Here is a 17,250-nt window from a genome sequence, read left to right on the forward strand (position 1 = left end):
TCGGGGCCGGCTCAGGCCCGCAGGCCCCGCCGGTCCGCGATGACACCCAGGTAGTGGACGAGGGCGAGCAGGACGTCCTTGCTGGAGGAACGCTCGCGCGCGTCGCACTCCACGATCGGGACCTCGGCGGGCAGGTCGAGCGCGGCGCGCAGCGTCTCCGCCGGGTAACGGGGCGACTTCGGGAAGCGGTTGACGGCGACGACGTAGGGCACGCCCTGCTCCTCCAGCCGCCCCATCACCTCGAAACTCGTCTCCAGACGGCGGGTGTCGACGAGCACCACCCCGCCGAGCGCCCCCTCGAAGAGGCCGTTCCACAGGAACCAGAAGCGTTCCTGGCCGGGGGTGCCGAAGAGGTAGAGGACGAGTTCGTCGTTGATGCGGATCCGGCCGAAGTCCATCGCGACCGTGGTCGCGGTCTTCGCGCGGGTGCGGAAGAGGCTGTCGACCCCGATGCTCGCCTTGGACATCGTCTCCTCGGTGGTGAGCGGCCTGATCTCGCTCACCGAGCCGACCATCGTCGTCTTGCCGACGCCGAAGCCGCCGACGACGACGAGCTTCACGCCGGCCGTGACGGTGTCCGGGAGCAGGTCCTCGGCCCGCGGGCCGGGGAGGAGGTCAGAGTCGTTGAAGTCCATGCATCACCGCTTCGAGGAGGGAACGGTCGGCTGTGTCGTGCGACGGCCGTACCGGGCGCAGGATTCGTACGAGCCCTTCGGCGTGGAGCCCGGCGAGGAGCGCGGCCACGACGCCGAAGGGCAGCCGCAGGTAGGCGGAGAGTTCGGCGGCCGAGAGCGAGGTCCGGCACAGGCGCAGCACCGCCGCGCCCTCGGGCTGGAGTCCGGCGGTGGGCACGGCGACGGTCTGGACCAGCGAGACGAGGTCGATCTCCTCGCCGCCACCCCGGCCGCCGGTGAGCGCGTAGAAGCGTCCCGGTTGCACCGGCCCGCCGGTCTTCGGAGGGCCTTCCTCCGCCGTGCCGTCCGGCCGCGGACCGCCGTCCGCGGCGGCGCTCCGCTCCCCCGCCGTGCCGTCCGGCTGCTCCGCGTGCGGGCTCCCCCGCGTGGCACCGCCCGGTGCCGGGCTCTCCTGCGTGCTGCGGCGCCTGCGCCGGGAAGGGATGGTCATCGGACGACGGCGCCCGTCCGGCGCGGCGGGCTCGTCAGGTGCGGGCCGAGACGGCGGGCGAGTTCGCGCATGCGGTGGCCGACGACCCCGGCCTCGGTCCGCGCGTCGGCGAGCACCGCGAGGTACGCCCCCGTACCGGCCGCCATGAGATAGAAGTAGCCCTCGTCCACCTCGATGACGACCATCTGCATCTGGCCCTTGGAGCCCGGGAGTTCCTGGCCCACGGCCGCGGCGAGGCTCTGGAGCCCGGCGCAGGCGGCGGCGACGCGGTCGGCGGCGTCCTGTTCCCCGCCGTACCGGGCGATCTGGAGCCCGTCGGCGGAGAGGACCACGATCTGGTGGACCCCGCTCACCGTCTCGTCCAGTTCCTTGAGCAGTTGATCGAACTGCGCCATCAGTACTCGTCCCCCTCTTCGTTGTCGTCGTACTCGCTGTCGGCGGGCTTCTTCTCGGCCTCGCCGTGTCCCTCGGGAAGGCCGCCGCCCTTGGCCGCCGCGAAGAAGGCGGCCATCGCGATACCGGGCTCGGGCTGCTCCCAGTCGTCGTCCTCGTGCGGTGCCTCGCGGCGCTCCGTCCCGTACGGGGCCTCGCGGTCCGTCCCGTACGGCGCCTCGCGCGTGCCCAGCGGGCCGTTCCACGACTCGGCGGCGGCCGCTCGCCTGTTGATCTCCGCCTGCTCCGCGATGCTCGCCTGCTCCGCGAGGTACTCCTCCTCGGTGGCGTACTGGGCGAAGCCGACGCCCGGGTGGTACGGCATCGTGCGGCGGCGCTGCGGCAGGCCCTCCGGGGTGCGCTCGGTGTAGACCGGCGCGTCGGGCGGCGTCGTGGGCGGGATCGCCTCGCCGTCCTCGTTCCGCTCGGGCGGTCCCGCGTACTTGCTGTAGGGGACGTGCTCGCGGCGCGGGAGCGGCACGATCGGCTCGTCGTTCTCGTCGAAGCGGGGCACCGCCTCGGCGCCGATGCCGTGGGCGAGCAGGCGCTTGCGCTTGAGAGCGGGGTAGTCGATGTTGATGCCCTCGATGAGGTGCTCGGGCACGAACAGGATGGCGCGCAGGCCGCCGTAGGCGGAGGGGCGGACCTCCAGGTTCATCTCGTAGCTCAGGCACAGACGCCCGAGGACGAAGTAGCCGATGCCCGTCTCGTAGCGGTACTGGCCGATGTCCCGGTTGGTCTTGGCGAAGCGGTAGATGTTCTTGAAGCGCCGCATGATCTTGTCGATCATGTCGGTGCTGCCGCCCTGGTCCTCCACCGAGATGGAGATGCCCTTCTCCACGCGCATCGCGCTGACGAAGACCTTGGAGCTGGGCGCGGAGTACTTGCAGCCGTTGTCCATGAGTTCGGCGACGGCCTGGAGGACGCCCTCGCACTCGTTGCCCTTGAGGTCGATGTCCGGGATGTCCATGATGTGGATGCGCGGGAACTCCAGGATGCGGCCCTGGGCGCCGCGCAGGGTGCTGAGCAGGGACACGGGCCCGGGCCAGCGGCGGCTGGGGCGGCCGCCGCCGAGGGTGGCGAGGTCGTCCGCCCAGCGGATCATCATCGAGCAGGCGTGGTCGACGCGCAGCAGGTCGTCGAAGTACTCGGGGGCCCGCCCGTGGCGTTCCTCCATCTCGCGCAGCTCTTCGGACATGGAATGCGCGACGGCCTGGAGCCTGCGCGTGATGTTGATGTAGTGCCACACCGTGGAGTGACGGATGTTCTCCATCTCGTGCAGGGAGCCGATGATGGAGCTGACGAGGTGCAGTTCCGGGTCCGTGAAGTCGTCGCGCCACTTCGGGTACTCGCGGATCAGCTCTTCCATGCGCCGGTCCATGATGCCGGCGCAGGCGAGTTCGTGGATGCGGGGCAGGACGACGTCGGTGAGGTAGTAGAGCCGCTCGTCGTTCGTGTCCACGAGGTTCTGGACCTCGGCGAGGTGGCGGCGGAAGGCGCGGTACTCGGCCGCCCGGGCCCGCTGGGAGCGGATCACCTCGGCGGTGAGGGCGAGGCCGAGCGCGAGGGCGACCACTCCCCCGGCGAGCGCCGTGATCCTGGCGGTCCCGGTCAGGAGCGAGCCGGCCACCGCGGTGGCCGCCAGGAGCGGGAGGCCGGTCAGCAGCATCCTCGGCAGCGGCGCCAGCCGGACTGCGGGAGGCGAAGCGGGGGGTGAAGCGACACTCACCATGTATGCCCTCAAGCGCGATCGACGGAAAGGACGGCGCGATCCGGTCCGGGGCGCGAACATGCGCGAAGGACACGACCGGGGGACCGGGGCGCTGCGTCGGTGAGCCTAGTGCGCCTCGACGCGCCGGGTGTCATATTCCGCGAGCAAGCCCACTGCGCACCGCGCACGGCCTAGAATCGAGCCCATTTATACGCCAACGGCGCCGGGGAAAGCGGCTTGTTCCACCTCGACCGCCGGGAGTCACCGCAGGTCAGAGGCCCTGCGTTCACTCTTTCGGCTCCACCGACGCACACATGCGCTAATACTTTTTCGCACAAAAGAAGGCGGGCTCCTTTCTCCCGCAGGAGAAAAAAGCCCGCCTTCTTGCTTTCGGGATCAATTCCGATCGGTAGCGACTGAAATTGATCGCCGGAAATTCTCAGCTCACCGACGTGTACGCGACCACTCCGCGCAGCAGCCCGTCGACCGCCCGCCGGGCGGCCTTCGGCACCGTGCTCCCCTGGCCCGGGGCGGCCGCCGCGATCTGGCCGAGGACGTCGATGATCTGCTTGGTCCAGCGCACGAAGTCCCCGGCCGGCATCTCCGCCTCGCGCAGCACCTCGTCGAGCCCCTTGCCCGAGGCCCACTCGTACGCGGCCCAGGCGAAGCCGAGGTCCGGCTCGCGCTGGCCGACGCCCTCGGTCCGGCTGATCCCGAAGTCCTCCTCGACCGCGTCGAGCCGCCCCCAGATCCGCACCATCTCGGTGAGCGCCGACGTCACCTTGCCCGAGGGCACCTTGGGCGCGCCCGCGTCGTCCCCCGAGCGCGACTCGTAGACGAGCGCGGAGGCGCAGGCGGCCAGCTCGGCCGGGCCGAGCCCCTCCCAGACCCCGGCGCGCAGGCACTCGGAGGCGAGCAGGTCGAGTTCCCCGTAGAGCCGCGCGAGCCGCCGGCCGTGCTCGGTGACCTGTTCGCCGCGCAGGTAGTCGAGTTCGGTCAGGAGCGCGACGATCCGGTCGAAGGTGCGCGCGATGGTGTTCGTCCGGCCCTCGATACGGCGTTCGAGCTGCTTCGTGTCGCGCAGCAGCCGGTGGTAGCGCTCGGCCCAGCGGGCGTGGTCCTCACGGTCCGCGCAGCCGTGGCAGGGGTGGGCGCGCAGCTCGGCGCGCAGCCGGTTGATCTCGCGGTCGTCCGCGGCCTCGGCACGGCCCTTGCGGTGCCGCTCGGGGACGAGGTGCCCGGCCTTCGTGCGCAGCGCGGAGGCGAGGTCGCGGCGGGACTGGGGGCTGCGCGCGTTGAAGGACTTCGGCACCCGCATCCGGTCCAGTGCCTCGACGGGCACGGGGAAGTCGACGCCGTTGAGCCGCTTGACCTGCCGTTCGGCGGTGAGCACGAGGGGACGCGGCCCGTCGAAGGCGTCGAAGTCGCGCCCGCGGCGGCCCCCGACCGCGCGCCCGGCCGGAACGCCCGGGTCCAGGACGAGGGCGAGCCCGGCGAACTTGCCCGTCGGCACGTGGATGATGTCGCCGGGGCGCAGCTTCTCCAGCGCGGCCGCGGCGGCGGCACGCCGCTGGCTGACGCCCTCGCGGGCGAGTTCGTTCTCGCGGTCCTTGAGCTGCCTGCGCAGCCGCGAGTACTCCTCGAAGTCGCCGAGGTGGCAGGTCATCGACTCCTTGTAGCCCGCGAGCCCCGCCTCGTTGCGCTGGACGTCGCGGGAGATGCCGACGACGGAGCGGTCGGCCTGGAACTGCGCGAAGGAGGTCTCCAGGAGTTCGCGCGAGCGGTGCCGCCCGAACTGCTGGACCAGGTTGACGGCCATGTTGTACGAGGGCCGGAAGCTGGAGCGCAGCGGGTACGTACGGGTGCCCGCGAGGCCCGCGAGGTGCTCGGGGCTCATGGCGCGCTGCCACAGCACCACCGCGTGCCCCTCGACGTCGATGCCGCGCCGCCCGGCGCGCCCGGTGAGCTGGGTGTACTCGCCGGGCGTGATGTCGGCGTGCTGCTCCCCGTTCCACTTGACGAGCTTCTCCAGCACGACGGAGCGGGCCGGCATGTTGATGCCGAGCGCGAGGGTCTCGGTCGCGAAGACGGCCTTGACCAGGCCCCGTACGAACAGCTCCTCGACGACCTCCTTGAAGGTCGGCAGCATCCCGGCGTGGTGCGCGGCGATGCCCCGCTCCAGGCCCTCCAGGAACTCGAAGTAGCCGAGGACGTGCAGGTCCTCGGGCGGGATCGAGGCGGTGCGCTCCTCGACGATCTCGCGCACGGCGAGGCGTTCGGCCTCGTCGTTGAGGCGCAGCCCGGCGAAGAGGCACTGCTGCACGGCGGCCTCGCAGCCCGCGCGGCTGAAGATGAAGGTGATCGCGGGGAGCAGTCCCTCGGAGTCGAGCCGGTCGATCACCTCGGGACGGCCCGGGGTCCACGTCCGGCTCCGCTGGCGGCGCTCGCGCTCCCGGTCGGCCTCGCGCCCGCGCCGCCTGCCGCCGTAGCCGGTGCGCCCGGCCTCCATGCGGGCCATGCGGAGCAGGTCGGGGTTGACCGCGCGCTTGCGGCCCCCGCCCTCCTCGAACAGGTCGTACATCCGGCGCCCGGCCAGGACGTGCTGGAAGAGCGGTACGGGGCGGTGCTCGGAGACGACGACCTCGGTGTCGCCGCGGACGGTGTCGAGCCAGTCGCCGAACTCCTCGGCGTTCGAGACGGTCGCGGAGAGCGAGACGAGCGTGACCGACTCGGGCAGGTGGATGATCACCTCTTCCCAGACGGCGCCGCGGATGCGGTCGGAGAGGTAGTGCACCTCGTCCATGACGACGTAGCCGAGCCCGGTGAGCGCCGGGCTGCCCGCGTAGAGCATGTTCCGCAGCACCTCGGTCGTCATGACGACGACGGGGGCGTCCGCGTTGACGCTGTTGTCACCGGTGAGCAGCCCGACCTTGTCGGCGCCGTAGCGCTTGCTGAGGTCGCCGAACTTCTGGTTGGAGAGCGCCTTGATGGGCGTGGTGTAGAAGCACTTCTTGCCCTGGCGCAGGGCGAGGTGCACGGCGAACTCGCCGACGATCGTCTTGCCGGAGCCGGTGGGCGCCGCGACGAGTACGCCCTTGCCGGCCTCCAGGGCCTGGCAGGACTCGATCTGGAAGGGGTCGAGCCCGAACTCGTACATCTCGCGGAAGGCACCGAGCGCGGTGGCGGCTTCGGCGGTGCGACGGCGGCTGGCCGCGTACCGCTCGGCCGGGGAGAGGTCCTCTGTCATCGTGTGATCGAGCCTACCGGCCTGGGCCGACAGAACACGATCATAAAAACCGACCAGCTCGGTCGTCGCTGGTCACCGGCGCGCCGCGGGAGTTCCGTCCGGCTCGTGCCCGGCGTCAGGCCCGGGCCGGCTTGACCGGCGGCGCGAGCAGCCGTACGGCTGCCGGGTGCGCCGTGGCCGTGAGCGGGAGGGGGCCGAGCGGCTCGCCGTCCGCGTATCCCGTCAGGCCCGCCGCGTCGAGTTCGACGCGGCCCGCGCGGTGGCTCGTGACGACGGGGTGCGAGAGGTGGGTGCCCCGGTAGACGCGCGGGAAGACCTTGAGGAGCGTCCCGCGCCCGCACGGCCCGACGACCGTGACGTCGAAGAGCCCGTCGTCGAGGCGCGCGTCCGCGCAGATGCGCATGCCGCCGCCGTACGAGGTCGAGTTCCCCACGGCGATGAGCGTCGCCTCGATCTCGCGCACGGGCCCGTCGTCCAGGCGCAGCCGGTACGTGGTGGGCTTGAAGGCGGCGAGTTCGGCGAGTATCGCGAGGTCGTAGCGGAAACGGCCGAGCGGGAGCCGCATCCGGTTGCCCCGGTCGTTGACGCGCGAGTCGAAGCCGGTGGCGAGGACGGTGCCGTACCAGCGGCCCGCGACGCGCCCGAGGTCGATGGCGCGGTACGTCCCCGCGCGCAGCGCCCGCGCGATGACCCCGGCGGCCTCGGCGGGCGCCCGTACCGGCAGGCCCAGGGAGCGCCCGAAGTCGTTGCCGCTGCCGACCGCGATGACGCCGAGCGGGGTACGGGTGCCGGCGACGGCCCCGAGGGCGAGCGCGAGCAGTCCGTCCCCGCCGACCGCGACGAGCGCGTCCGTCCCCGCGGCGACGGCCTCCTTCGCGCGCGAGTCCGCGTCCTCGGCGTCCACGCCGACGACCGTCCGCACGCGGAAGCCCGCGTCCCGGAAGACCCGGGCCGCGGGCCGCGCCGCCGCCGCGCCTCGGCCGCGGCCCGCGGTGGGGTTGACGAAGAGGGTGATCTCGCTGGTCACGGCGTGACCTTACCGTCCGGTAGGGCCCGCGGGACAGGGGCGGTCTCAGGTCACGTCGTCGTAGCCGTTGATCCGGTCGCGGTCCGTCTGCTCGGGGAGGGAACGGGGCGAGCCGACCCGTTCGACCTCGCCGATGTCGGCCGGAGTCAGGTCGAGGGGGGCGGCCTCGTCGTCGTCGAGACCCGCGTAGGGGTCGTTGCGCACGCGGCGCCGGTCGTTGAGGAGGGAGAAGATCGTGGCGCCGAAGTAGAGGACCCAGATGGGCCCGGCGAGTGCCAACATGCTGACCGGGTCGGTGCTGGGGGTCGCCACAGCGGCGAAGACCGTGATGCCCATGATCATCCAGCGCCACCAGCTCAGCATCCGCTTGCCGGTGAGGACATGCGTCAGGTTGAGCATGACGAGGAGCAGCGGCAGCTCGAACGAGGCCCCGAAGACCAGCACCATGCGGGTGATCAGGTTGAGCAGGTCGTCGAGGGGGAGCTGGTTCTCGGTGTTGTCGGGGGTGAAGCCGATCAGCACCTCCGCCATCGTCGGCAGGGTGCGGTACGCCAGGAAGGCGCCCATGAGGAAGAGCGGAACGCCCGCGGCGACGAAACCGACGGCGTACTTCTTCTCGTTGCGGTGCAGGCCGGGCGCGACGAAGCCCCACAACTGGTAGAGCCAGATCGGCGAGGAGCCGATGACGCCCGCCATGAGCGACACCTTGATCGCCAGGCTGAAGGGGCTGAGCAGCCCGTTCATCACGATCCTGGCGCACTCGCCCTTCTCGCGCCGCGCGAGGTCGGAGAACGCCTGCTCGCACCCCACCGAGTGCATGATGGGGCGCGTGACGAGGTCCACGATGTCCTGGTAGAAGAACGCGGCCACGATCGTCACGACGACGATCGCCAGGACCCCCTTGGCCAGGCGGTTGCGCAGCTCACGGAGATGATCCATGAGCGGCATGCGCCCCTCGGGGTCCTTCTCGGCGTGTGTGCGGGCAGACTTCAGCAACCCACGTCCTCATCTCGTGCGTACGGTGGCGCCGGTCCGCTCCGGCGCCGCGTGGGTGCTCAGCGCTGGGGCGTGTCCGAGGGCTCGGCGACCGGGCGGGAGCTGGTCACGTCGCCGGGGGCGGCCTGGATGGTGCGCGGCACGGCCTGGTCGGCCGGCGGGTCGGCCGGAGCGGCCTCGTCCTGCTTGCCCTCCGACTTCATCGCCTTCGCCTCGCTCTTGAGGATGCGAGCGGACTTGCCGAGCGAACGGGCCATGTCCGGAAGCTTCTTCGCGCCGAACAGCAGCACCACGACGACGAGGATGAGGATGATCTCGGGGGCGCCGATCTTTCCGAACATAGGCGTACTACCTTCTCACCGAGGCGGCGGGGATGGGGAGCTGCGAGCGGGAGCTGGACACTCGTCCGGTTTCCGTACGCTCCGCGATCGTAGCGCTCACAGGTGAACACGGGGCTATCCCTGTGCGCATTCCCGGTAGCGCGACCCGCGCCTCGCTCCGGGCCGCGCCAGCAGCGTACCTGGAGGGCCGGGGATTATGACAGGTCGCGGCGCCCGGTAGCTCACCGCCGCTGGGACGGCAGGCTGCCCGAGGTGCGGGCGAGACCGGTCGCCGCGCGCTCCAGGTCCCCGGTCGCCTCGCTGATCCGCTGCGAGGTGCGGGCCACTTGGCGGCCCAGGCGGCGGACCTCGATCCACACCCGTACCCCGAGAACCCCGAGGACAGCGAGCCCGGCGAAGCCGAGGGCGACGGCGATCATGGACCAGGAGAGAGCGGAGGGCGAGGGCATGCGCGCGAGCCTAGTTCCTTGGGTGCGGTGAGCCGGGATCAGAGGGCGGAGTGCAGCCGCAGCGTGCGGACGCCGCCTTCTGTGAGGAGTTCCACAATCCGCTCCCCCGCCGGTTTGCGGACCGACTCGCCGCACTCGGGGCACGTGAAGGAGTAGAAGGTGGTCTTGCGGCTGCCGCCGATGGCGAGCCGCAGTGCGGCGGCGGAGAGTTCGAAGCGGGCGCCGCACTCGGGGCACGCGGCGCGGTAAAGCCGCCCGTGGGTGCCGCCCGTGGCTTCGAGGATTCCTTCGGCGGACGTCACGGGGCTGTCTCCCTCTCGCGGTCTGGGCCGGGCGCACCGTCGCGGGCGGGCCCGCTGTGCCGGGCGGCCGTACGGGACTTCACCGCTCCTCGCCGTACGCGGCGAGGGCCCGCCGTGCCGCCTCGCGGGCGCTCGTGGCCAGTTCCTCGGGGGCGACGATACGGCCGTCGGCGCCGAGCCGGAGCGCGAGGCGGCGCAGGGAGGCCGGGTCGGGGGTGCGCAGCGTGATGCGCAGTCCGCCGTCGGGGAGTTCCTCGGCCTTGTCGTGCGGGTAGTACTCGGCGACCCAGCGCCCGGCGGGCGCGACCTCGACGGTGACCTCGGGGTCGTCGGCGGCGGGCTGCACGAGTCCGGCCGACAGGTCCCGCAGCTCCATCTCGGGGGGCGCGGAGGGCTCGTCGAGGATACGGATCGCGGCGACACGGTCGAGACGGAAGGTGCGGCGGTCCTCCGAGAGGCGGCACCACGCCTCCATGTAGGTGTGCCCCACGGCGAAGAGCCGGATGGGGTCCACCTCGCGCTCGGTCAGCTCGTCGCGCGCGGGCGAGTAGTAGCGCAGCCACAGCCGGCGCCGCTCGGCGATCGCGCGGTCCACCTCGGCGAAGACGCCGCCCTCGGACTCGAAGGTCACCGAGAGCCTGCTGCTCGCCCCCGCGGTGTCCCCCGCGGCGGTCTCCAGCTTGGCGGTCGCGCGCAGGAGGGCCTGCCGGTCGCTCTCGCGCAGTCCGGGCAGCGTCGTGACGGCGCGGGCGGCGACGAGGAGCGCGGTGGCCTCGTCGGCGGCGAGCCGGAGCGGGGCCGCGACGTCGTCGGCGTTGTGCCACCAGATGCGCTCGCCGTCGGTGTCGATGTCGAGCAGGTCACCGCCGCGGAAGCTGGTGCCGCACAGCGGCAGCACGTCGAGGTCGGAGATGAGTTCGTCCTCGGTGATGCCGAAGGCCCGGGCCACGTCGGCGACATAGGCGCCCGGGCGCTCGCGCAGGTACGTGACGAGCGAGAGCATCCGCCGGGTCTGGTCGATGGCGTTGGCCGCCATGTGCCTGCTCCTTCTCGTGATCGGGGGGCGTGGTCGGGGCGTGGGGGTCGGGGACTTCTCGGAGACGGGACTTCTCGGGACTTCTCGGAGACGGGACTTCTCGGGGCACGGGGCCCGGGCGGGCGGCCTCTGCGTGGCGGGGGCCCGCTCAGCTCCCGGCCACGGCCCGCAGCCGCTCGCGTACGTCCGCGCGCAGCTCGGCCGGTTCCAGGACGACCACGTCGGGGCCGAACTCGACGAGCCAGGCGTCGAGCCCGTGCCCGTAGGGGATCTCCAGCTCGTCCCACTCGCCGTCCACGGAGCGCACGTTGATGGCCTTGGCGCGCAGCGGGTAGCCGGAGCCCGCGCGCAGCCGGATGAAGGCGCTGCGGTCGGCGCTCTCGCCGGCCCAGGCGGCGACGGTCTCGCGGACGGTGACGACCGGGGGGACCTCGCTGGTGAAGGCGCCGCGGGTGGCGCGGACCTTGCCGGTGATGCGGGAGAGGCGGAAGACGCGCTCGGCGCCGCGCTCGCGGTCGTACCCGGCGAGGTACCAGTGGCCGCGCCAGCACTCCAGGGCCCAGGGCTCGACCTGCCGGGCCTCGGGGCGGGGCGCGGTGGACTTGCGGTAGTCGAAGACGACGGGGCGGCGGTCGCGGCAGGCGAGCATGAGGGGTTCGAAGGCGGCCTCGTGCACGGGGATGCGCGGTTCGAGCGCGGTGTGGGTGCCGTAGGGGTCGACGTCCTCGGGGAGGCCGGCGGCGCGGAGCTTCTGGAGGGCGCCGCTCGCGGCCCCGGCGAGCCGGGCCTGCTGCCAGACCTTCGCCGCGAGCCCGAGGGCCGCGGCCTCTTCGGCGTCGAGCGTGATGGGCGGCAGGCGGTTGCTGTCGCGGCCGGCGCGGTAGCCGGTCTCGCCGTCGAGCCCTTCGACCGTCTCGATGACGAGGCCGAGTTCGCGCAGGTCGTCCTTGTCGCGCTCGAACATGCGGTTGAACGCCTCGTCCGAGGCGGCTTCGAGGTACGCCTCGATGGACTCGCGCAGCTCACGCTTGCTCAGCGGCCTGCGGGTCCCGAGCAGGCACAGCGCGAGGTTCATGAGCCGCTCGGCCTTGGCAATCGCCATCGACGCCCTCTCTGCCGGGGCCGCCCCCGCCCGCGCGGGGATCATTGCCGCTGTTCGTCAGCGTCGACCGTACCGCCCCGCGGGGGCGCGGGAAAAGTTCGGGCGTGGCTCCGCACGCCCGCGGCCCGGCTCAGACGGAGACGAGGTCGCAGACGAAGATCAGCGTCTCGTTGGGGCCGATGGCGCGGCCGGCGCCGTGCTCGCCGTAGGCGAGGTGCGGCGGGATGATGAGCTGGCGGCGACCGCCGACCTTCATGCCCTGCACGCCCTGGTCCCAGCCCGCGATGACGCGGCCTGCGCCGAGCGGGAAGGCGAGCGGGGCGCCGCGGTTCCAGCTCGCGTCGAACTCCTCGCCGGTGGAGAAGGACACGCCGACGTAGTGGACGCGGACGTTGTCCCCGGCCTTCGCCACGGGGCCGTCGCCCTCCCAGATGTCCTTGATCTCCAGCTCCGCCGGGGGCTCGCCGCCGGGGAAGTCGACCTCGGGCTTCTCGATGCTCACGTAAAGGCTCCAGTGTTGGCAGGAGAACCGCCCCGCCGCGGGCGGCGGGGCGGTCCGTCGTTCATGGCCCAGTCTGTCACCGGGCGTCGGCGCGGTGCGCGGACGGGGGCGGTATGCCGCGGGGGCCGTACGCCGCGGGCGCCTACTTCGCGACGCCGACGATGTCGACGGCGAAGACGAGGGTGGACTTGGCCGGCAGGGTGTCGCCCTGGGCCTGGTCGCCGTAGCCGTCGGCCGGCGGGATCACGAGGAGGACGCGGTCGCCGACGTGCTTGCCGACGAGGCCCTTGTCCCAGCCGGGGATGACGGCGCCGGTGCCGATCGGCGTGACGAAGGGCTCGCCGCGGTTGGCGGAGGTGTCGAAGAGCGTCGCGGGCTTCTTGCCCTCGTTGATCTTCCAGGCGGCACCGCTGTAATCCATGATCACGTTGTTGCCGGACTCGATCTTCTCGCCCTTGCCCTGGATGAGCACCTTGCTGGTGAGCTTCTTGGGCGGGTCGTTCTTCGGGATCGTGATGTCGGCCTTGTGGGTCTTGTCGTCGACCTTGATCTGCGGCAGGTCCGAGGGGATCGACGCCTGCGTGCCCTTGACCTCGGTGGTCGGGACGATCTTGTTGATGTCGACGACGAAGACGAGGGTGTCGTCGGCGGCGACCCCGGCCTGCTGGTTGCCCTGCGCGCCGAAGCCGGCCGAGGGCGGGGCGACGACGAGGACGCGCTCGCCCTCCTTGTGCCCGGCGAGGGACTGCGCGAAGGCGGGGATGATCCCGGCCGAGCCGGCCTTGATGACCTGGGGCTGGCCGCCCTTCTCGTACGTCGAACCGAAGTTCTTCGCGCCCTTCCAGATCTTGCCCGTGAAGTCGAAGGAGACGAAGTCGCCCTTCTGCACCGTCTTGCCGTCGCCCGCGCTCTCGGAGTGGACGACGAACTTCTTGCTCGGCTCGCCCTTGGGGATCGTGATCTTGGGCTGCTTGTCCTTGGCGCCGGAGACCGTGGGCATGGGCGAGGCCGAGGAGACCGGCTTGGGCGCCGAGGACTCGGCGGGGGCGGACGCCGAGGGCGAGCTGGACGAATCGGCCTTGTCCTTGCTGTCGTCGTCACCACCGCAGGCGGTGGCGACGAGTGCCAGGGCGGGCACGATGATGAAGGCTGCGAGTCGGCGATGCACAAGATCCCCAGAGTGTTGCGGATACGGTTCCGTCACTCTAGGCCCTCCCACCACGACGGCAGGGAACGCGGCGGCGCTTTTCAGCGAGGTGCGCGCGGGGGGCCGGGCGCACACCCGGCGCCCTTACCGGCCCCGGCGGCGAAACAGCCCGGCCGCGGGCGGTGAAACCAGCAGTTCGGGGGCACGGAAAGGCCGGGCACAGCGCGTGCCCGGCCTTTTCACAGGTTTCGGTGGCTCCGTGCGGGGAAAAGGAATTGCCCCTGTTTTCATAAACCGCCGGTCACATTCCGGCGATCAGCTTCTCCACCCGGTCGTCGACCGACCTGAAGGGGTCTTTGCACAGCACCGTGCGCTGCGCCTGGTCATTGAGCTTGAGGTGCACCCAGTCCACGGTGAAATCGCGCCGCTGCTCCTGCGCGCGGCGGATGAAATCACCGCGCAGCCGCGCCCGCGTGGTCTGCGGGGGAACGGATTTGCCCTCGAAGATGCGCAGGTCGTTGCAGATCCGCGCGGCCTGTCCCTTCTTCTCCAGGAGGTAGTACAGCCCCCGGCGGCGGTGGATGTCGTGATAGGCGAGGTCTATCTGCGCGACCCGCGGGTTCGACATCGTCATGTTGTGCTTGGCGCGGTACCGCTCGATCAGCTTGTACTTCATGACCCAGTCGATCTCGGTACCGATGCGGTCGAGGTCCTCCGACTCGATCGCGTCGAGGGTCCGGCCCCACAGTTCGAGGACCTGGGCGACGGTGCCGGTGTTGATGCCGCGGCGCTCGCAGAAGTCGAGCGCCTTCTCGTAGTACTCGCGCTGGACTTCGAGGGCGCTGGCCTCCCGGCCGCTGGCGAGGCGCACCTTGCGGCGGCCCGTGATGTCGTGGCTGACCTCGCGGATCGCCCGGATCGGGTTCTCCAGGGTGAGGTCGCGCATGACCGTGCCGGCCTCGATCATGCGCAGGACCAGGTCGGTGGCGCCGACCTTGAGCAGCATGGTCGTCTCGGACATGTTCGAGTCGCCGACGATGACGTGGAGCCTGCGGTAGCGCTCGGCGTCGGCGTGCGGCTCGTCGCGGGTGTTGATGATCGGCCGGGAACGGGTGGTCGCCGAGCTGACGCCCTCCCAGATGTGCTCGGCCCGCTGGCTGACGCAGAAGACCGCGCCCCGGGGGGTCTGGAGCACCTTTCCGGCCCCGCACAGCAACTGCCGGGTGACGAGGAAGGGAATGAGGATGTCGGCGAGGCGGGAGAACTCCCCGTGCCGGGCCACGAGGTAGTTCTCGTGACAGCCGTAGGAGTTGCCCGCTGAGTCGGTGTTGTTCTTGAAGAGATAGACGTCGCCCGCGATTCCCTCCTCGTGCAGGCGGCGTTCCGCGTCGGTGAGCAAGCCTTCGAGGATGCGCTCACCGGCCTTGTCGTGGGTCACCAGTTCGGTGATGTTGTCGCATTCGGGTGTGGCGTATTCCGGATGCGAGCCCACGTCCAGGTAGAGCCGGGCGCCGTTGCGCAGGAAGACATTGCTGCTGCGGCCCCATGACACGACACGGCGGAAGAGGTACCGCGCCACCTCGTCCGGAGACAGACGGCGCTGTCCCCGGAACGTGCACGTGACGCCGTACTCGTTCTCCAGCCCGAAAATGCGGCGGTCCATGCTTGAACATTACGCCTCAGACCACTTCCTGAAACCGGCTCGGGCGTGAGGGTTCGGATCAATTTCACCGCACGGCGCCCCCGCCGACCTGCCCCGTCGTTCAGGGCCCGGTCGTCCCGGCCGCGGCCGCCCGGCCCGTACGGCCTTCCAGGACCGGTGCCGTGACGAGGAGGACGAGTGCCGCGAGCACCCCGCCGCAGGCCGCCACGGCGAAGCCGGCGCGGATGCCGCCCGCGTCGAGCGCGGGCCCTGCGAGCGCGGTGCCGAGCGCGTTGCCGACGCCGAAGGTCGTCACGAGCCAGGAGAACGCCTCGGTCACGGTGCCGCGCGGAGCGTGCCGGTCCACCGCGACGAACGCGCAGGCGAGCGAGGGGGCGAGGAAGACGCCGGAGAGCAGGGCGAGGCCGGTCATCGCGTACCGGCCGGGCGTCAGGAGCAGGGGCAAGTAGCCGAGCGCGAGCAGCGCGACCAGCAGGCGCAGGCGGGGCTCGGGGCGGCCGGTCCACTCGCGGGCGCCGTAGGCGAGGCCGCCGACGAGGGCGCCGCCGCCGAGCGCGGCCATGATGCCGCCGTACGCCGTCTCGCCGCCCGCCCCATCGGAGTAGGCGAGCGCGGAGACCGTGATGGAGCCGAGCGCGACGCCGACGAAGAGGAAGGCGCCGAGCAGCGCGAGGAGTCCGGGCGAACGCAGCGCGCCGAGCCAGTGCGCCTCGCGCGCGGCGCCGCGCCAGGCGCGCGAGGGCCGCGCCAGGACGACGGAGAGGGCGCCGAGCACGCCGAGGACGTTGACGACGAGGAGCGCGGCCGTCGCCGAACGGAGGGCGACCAGGAGCGTGACGAGGAGCGGGCCGACGGTGAACATCACCTCCTGCGCGACCGCTTCGAGGGCGTAGGCGGTGTGCACGTCCTCGGCGCGGCCGAGGACGCTCGGCCACAGCGCGCGGAGCGCTCCCTCCAGGGGCGGGGTGGTGAGTCCGGCGAGGCCGACGAGGAGGTACGCGAGGGGGCGGGGGCCGATCCCCGTGAGCGCGAAGGCCGCCATGGCCAGCGCGGAGAGGACGGCGGCGGGCAGCAGCACGGCGCGCTGCCCGCGCAGGTCCACGGCGCGCCCGAGGAGCGGCTGTCCGGCGGCGGTGGCGAGCCCGTAGACGGCGGCGAGGGCCCCGGCGAGGGCGTAGCCGCCGCCCTGTTCGCGGACGAAGACGACGAGTGCGATGTGCCCGACCGCGTTGGGCAGCCGCCCGAGGAGCGTGGAGGAGAGCAGCCGGCTCGCGTACGGGGCCCGCAGCACCTCCAGGTATCCGCCCGCCATGCCCGCCCCACCCCTTCGGTTGTACGTATAACGTCGCCGCCCATACGTACCATGACCTCGCCCACCGGTCCAGCCGCCAAGGAGTCCCGTGCCCGCCCCAGGCAGCCCCCCGCCCGACTCCGCGTCCCGCCCCACGAGCCGGGACGTCGCCCGTGCCGCCGGGGTCTCGCAGGCGGCCGTGTCCCTCGTGCTCAGCGGGAAGTGGCGCGGGCGGGTCGGGGCCGCCACGGCCGAGCGGGTGCGCGAGGTGGCGGACGGGCTCGGGTACCGGCCGAATCTGGCGGCGCGGAACCTGCGGCTCGGGCGGACGCGTACCGCGCTGCTCGTCGTGCCCGCGCTCACGAGCGAGTTCTTCGCCGGGGTGTACACGGGGGCCGCGCGGGTCGCCGCCGCGCACGGCACCGGGCTCGTGCTCTACCCCTCGCCGGAGGGCATCGGCCCCGCGCGCGATCCCTTCGGCTCCGCACGCGCGGCGCTCGACGGGGTCCTCGCCTCCTCGATGGCCGCCGAGGCGCTCGCCGCGATCCGCGGGGACACGCTGCCGCTGGTGATGCTCGACGCGCGCCCTCGCCCCGGAGCCCGTACCGCCACGGTCAACCTCGCCCTCGCGGACGGGATGCGGAAGCTCGCCGCGCACCTGCGCGCGCTCGGCCACCGGCGCTTCGCGCACCTCGCCGCCGACGTGGACTCCTGGACGTTCACGAGCCGCGCCGCCGCCCTCGGCGAGGCCCTGGCCGGGACGAGCCTGACGACCGTGCGGGCCCCGCTGTCGATCGCGGGCGCCCGCGAGGCCGCGCTGCGCCTGCTCGATACGCCGGGGCGGCCCACGGCCGTCGTGTGCGACGACGACCTGATGGC

Annotated in this window: 17 protein-coding genes; 1 reads left to right on the forward strand and 16 read right to left on the reverse strand. The window is 72.1% G+C overall.

Annotated features, from left to right (window positions below; all coding sequences use genetic code 11):
- Window positions 1-11 precede the first annotated feature (11 nt).
- From G3I42_RS07255 to G3I42_RS07330, 16 genes are all read right to left on the reverse strand, one after another.
- Window positions 12-635, reverse strand: a complete 624-nt coding sequence (locus tag G3I42_RS07255; RefSeq protein WP_164283477.1) for an ATP/GTP-binding protein — start codon at window positions 633-635, stop codon at window positions 12-14.
- Window positions 616-1,125 carry a DUF742 domain-containing protein gene (locus tag G3I42_RS07260; protein ID WP_203606480.1) on the reverse strand — a complete coding sequence of 170 codons (510 nt, stop codon included), beginning with the start codon at window positions 1,123-1,125 and terminating at the stop codon, window positions 616-618. The genes G3I42_RS07255 and G3I42_RS07260 overlap by 20 nt, the downstream gene beginning before the upstream one ends.
- Complete coding sequence (locus tag G3I42_RS07265) at window positions 1,122-1,520, reverse strand: roadblock/LC7 domain-containing protein (RefSeq protein WP_164283479.1); 399 nt, start codon at window positions 1,518-1,520, stop codon at window positions 1,122-1,124. The genes G3I42_RS07260 and G3I42_RS07265 overlap by 4 nt, the downstream gene beginning before the upstream one ends.
- Window positions 1,520-3,226, reverse strand: coding sequence for a sensor histidine kinase (locus G3I42_RS07270; protein WP_164283481.1), 1,707 nt, complete (start codon window positions 3,224-3,226; stop codon window positions 1,520-1,522). Before G3I42_RS07270 ends, G3I42_RS07265 begins: the two co-directional genes overlap by 1 nt.
- Window positions 3,227-3,707: 481 nt before the next feature.
- Window positions 3,708-6,515, reverse strand: coding sequence for a DEAD/DEAH box helicase (locus G3I42_RS07275; RefSeq protein WP_164283483.1), 2,808 nt, complete (start codon window positions 6,513-6,515; stop codon window positions 3,708-3,710).
- A gap of 115 nt (window positions 6,516-6,630) precedes the next feature.
- Window positions 6,631-7,542 carry a YegS/Rv2252/BmrU family lipid kinase gene (locus G3I42_RS07280; RefSeq protein ID WP_164283485.1) on the reverse strand — a complete coding sequence of 304 codons (912 nt, stop codon included), beginning with the start codon at window positions 7,540-7,542 and terminating at the stop codon, window positions 6,631-6,633.
- A gap of 45 nt (window positions 7,543-7,587) precedes the next feature.
- Window positions 7,588-8,538 carry a twin-arginine translocase subunit TatC gene (gene tatC, locus G3I42_RS07285; RefSeq protein ID WP_164283487.1) on the reverse strand — a complete coding sequence of 317 codons (951 nt, stop codon included), beginning with the start codon at window positions 8,536-8,538 and terminating at the stop codon, window positions 7,588-7,590.
- 59 nt (window positions 8,539-8,597) lie between these two features.
- A complete protein-coding gene (tatA, locus tag G3I42_RS07290; protein WP_164283489.1) occupies window positions 8,598-8,879 on the reverse strand; it encodes a Sec-independent protein translocase subunit TatA in 282 nt (93 codons plus the stop codon).
- A 221-nt stretch (window positions 8,880-9,100) separates the two neighbouring features.
- Entirely contained in the window at window positions 9,101-9,328 is a 228-nt protein-coding gene (locus G3I42_RS07295; RefSeq protein ID WP_164283491.1) for a hypothetical protein, read from the reverse strand.
- A gap of 38 nt (window positions 9,329-9,366) precedes the next feature.
- Window positions 9,367-9,630 (reverse strand): hypothetical protein, encoded by a 264-nt coding sequence (locus tag G3I42_RS07300; protein WP_164283493.1) that lies wholly within the window; start codon window positions 9,628-9,630, stop codon window positions 9,367-9,369.
- A gap of 79 nt (window positions 9,631-9,709) precedes the next feature.
- Window positions 9,710-10,666, reverse strand: coding sequence for a WYL domain-containing protein (locus tag G3I42_RS07305; protein WP_164283494.1), 957 nt, complete (start codon window positions 10,664-10,666; stop codon window positions 9,710-9,712).
- A gap of 148 nt (window positions 10,667-10,814) precedes the next feature.
- A complete protein-coding gene (locus tag G3I42_RS07310; protein ID WP_164283496.1) occupies window positions 10,815-11,768 on the reverse strand; it encodes a WYL domain-containing protein in 954 nt (317 codons plus the stop codon).
- A 130-nt stretch (window positions 11,769-11,898) separates the two neighbouring features.
- The gene (locus G3I42_RS07315; RefSeq protein ID WP_164283498.1) at window positions 11,899-12,270 is read right to left on the reverse strand and encodes an FKBP-type peptidyl-prolyl cis-trans isomerase; all 372 of its coding nucleotides are present in this window, start codon (window positions 12,268-12,270) and stop codon (window positions 11,899-11,901) included.
- A 142-nt stretch (window positions 12,271-12,412) separates the two neighbouring features.
- Window positions 12,413-13,438: an FKBP-type peptidyl-prolyl cis-trans isomerase gene (locus G3I42_RS07320; protein WP_164283500.1), complete on the reverse strand. Its 1,026-nt coding sequence runs from the start codon at window positions 13,436-13,438 to the stop codon at window positions 12,413-12,415.
- A gap of 280 nt (window positions 13,439-13,718) precedes the next feature.
- Window positions 13,719-15,080 (reverse strand): Pup--protein ligase, encoded by a 1,362-nt coding sequence (gene pafA, locus G3I42_RS07325; protein ID WP_007829021.1) that lies wholly within the window; start codon window positions 15,078-15,080, stop codon window positions 13,719-13,721.
- A 100-nt stretch (window positions 15,081-15,180) separates the two neighbouring features.
- Window positions 15,181-16,392, reverse strand: a complete 1,212-nt coding sequence (locus G3I42_RS07330) for an MFS transporter (RefSeq protein ID WP_164283502.1) — start codon at window positions 16,390-16,392, stop codon at window positions 15,181-15,183.
- 88 nt (window positions 16,393-16,480) lie between these two features.
- Here G3I42_RS07330 and G3I42_RS07335 point away from each other — a divergent pair.
- Window positions 16,481-17,250: LacI family DNA-binding transcriptional regulator (locus tag G3I42_RS07335; protein ID WP_164283504.1), on the forward strand; the 770-nt coding region annotated here is incomplete at its 3' end.

The sequence above is a fragment of the Streptomyces sp. SID11385 genome (genome assembly GCF_010548245.1).
Taxonomy (GTDB): Bacteria; Actinomycetota; Actinomycetes; order Streptomycetales; family Streptomycetaceae; genus Streptomyces.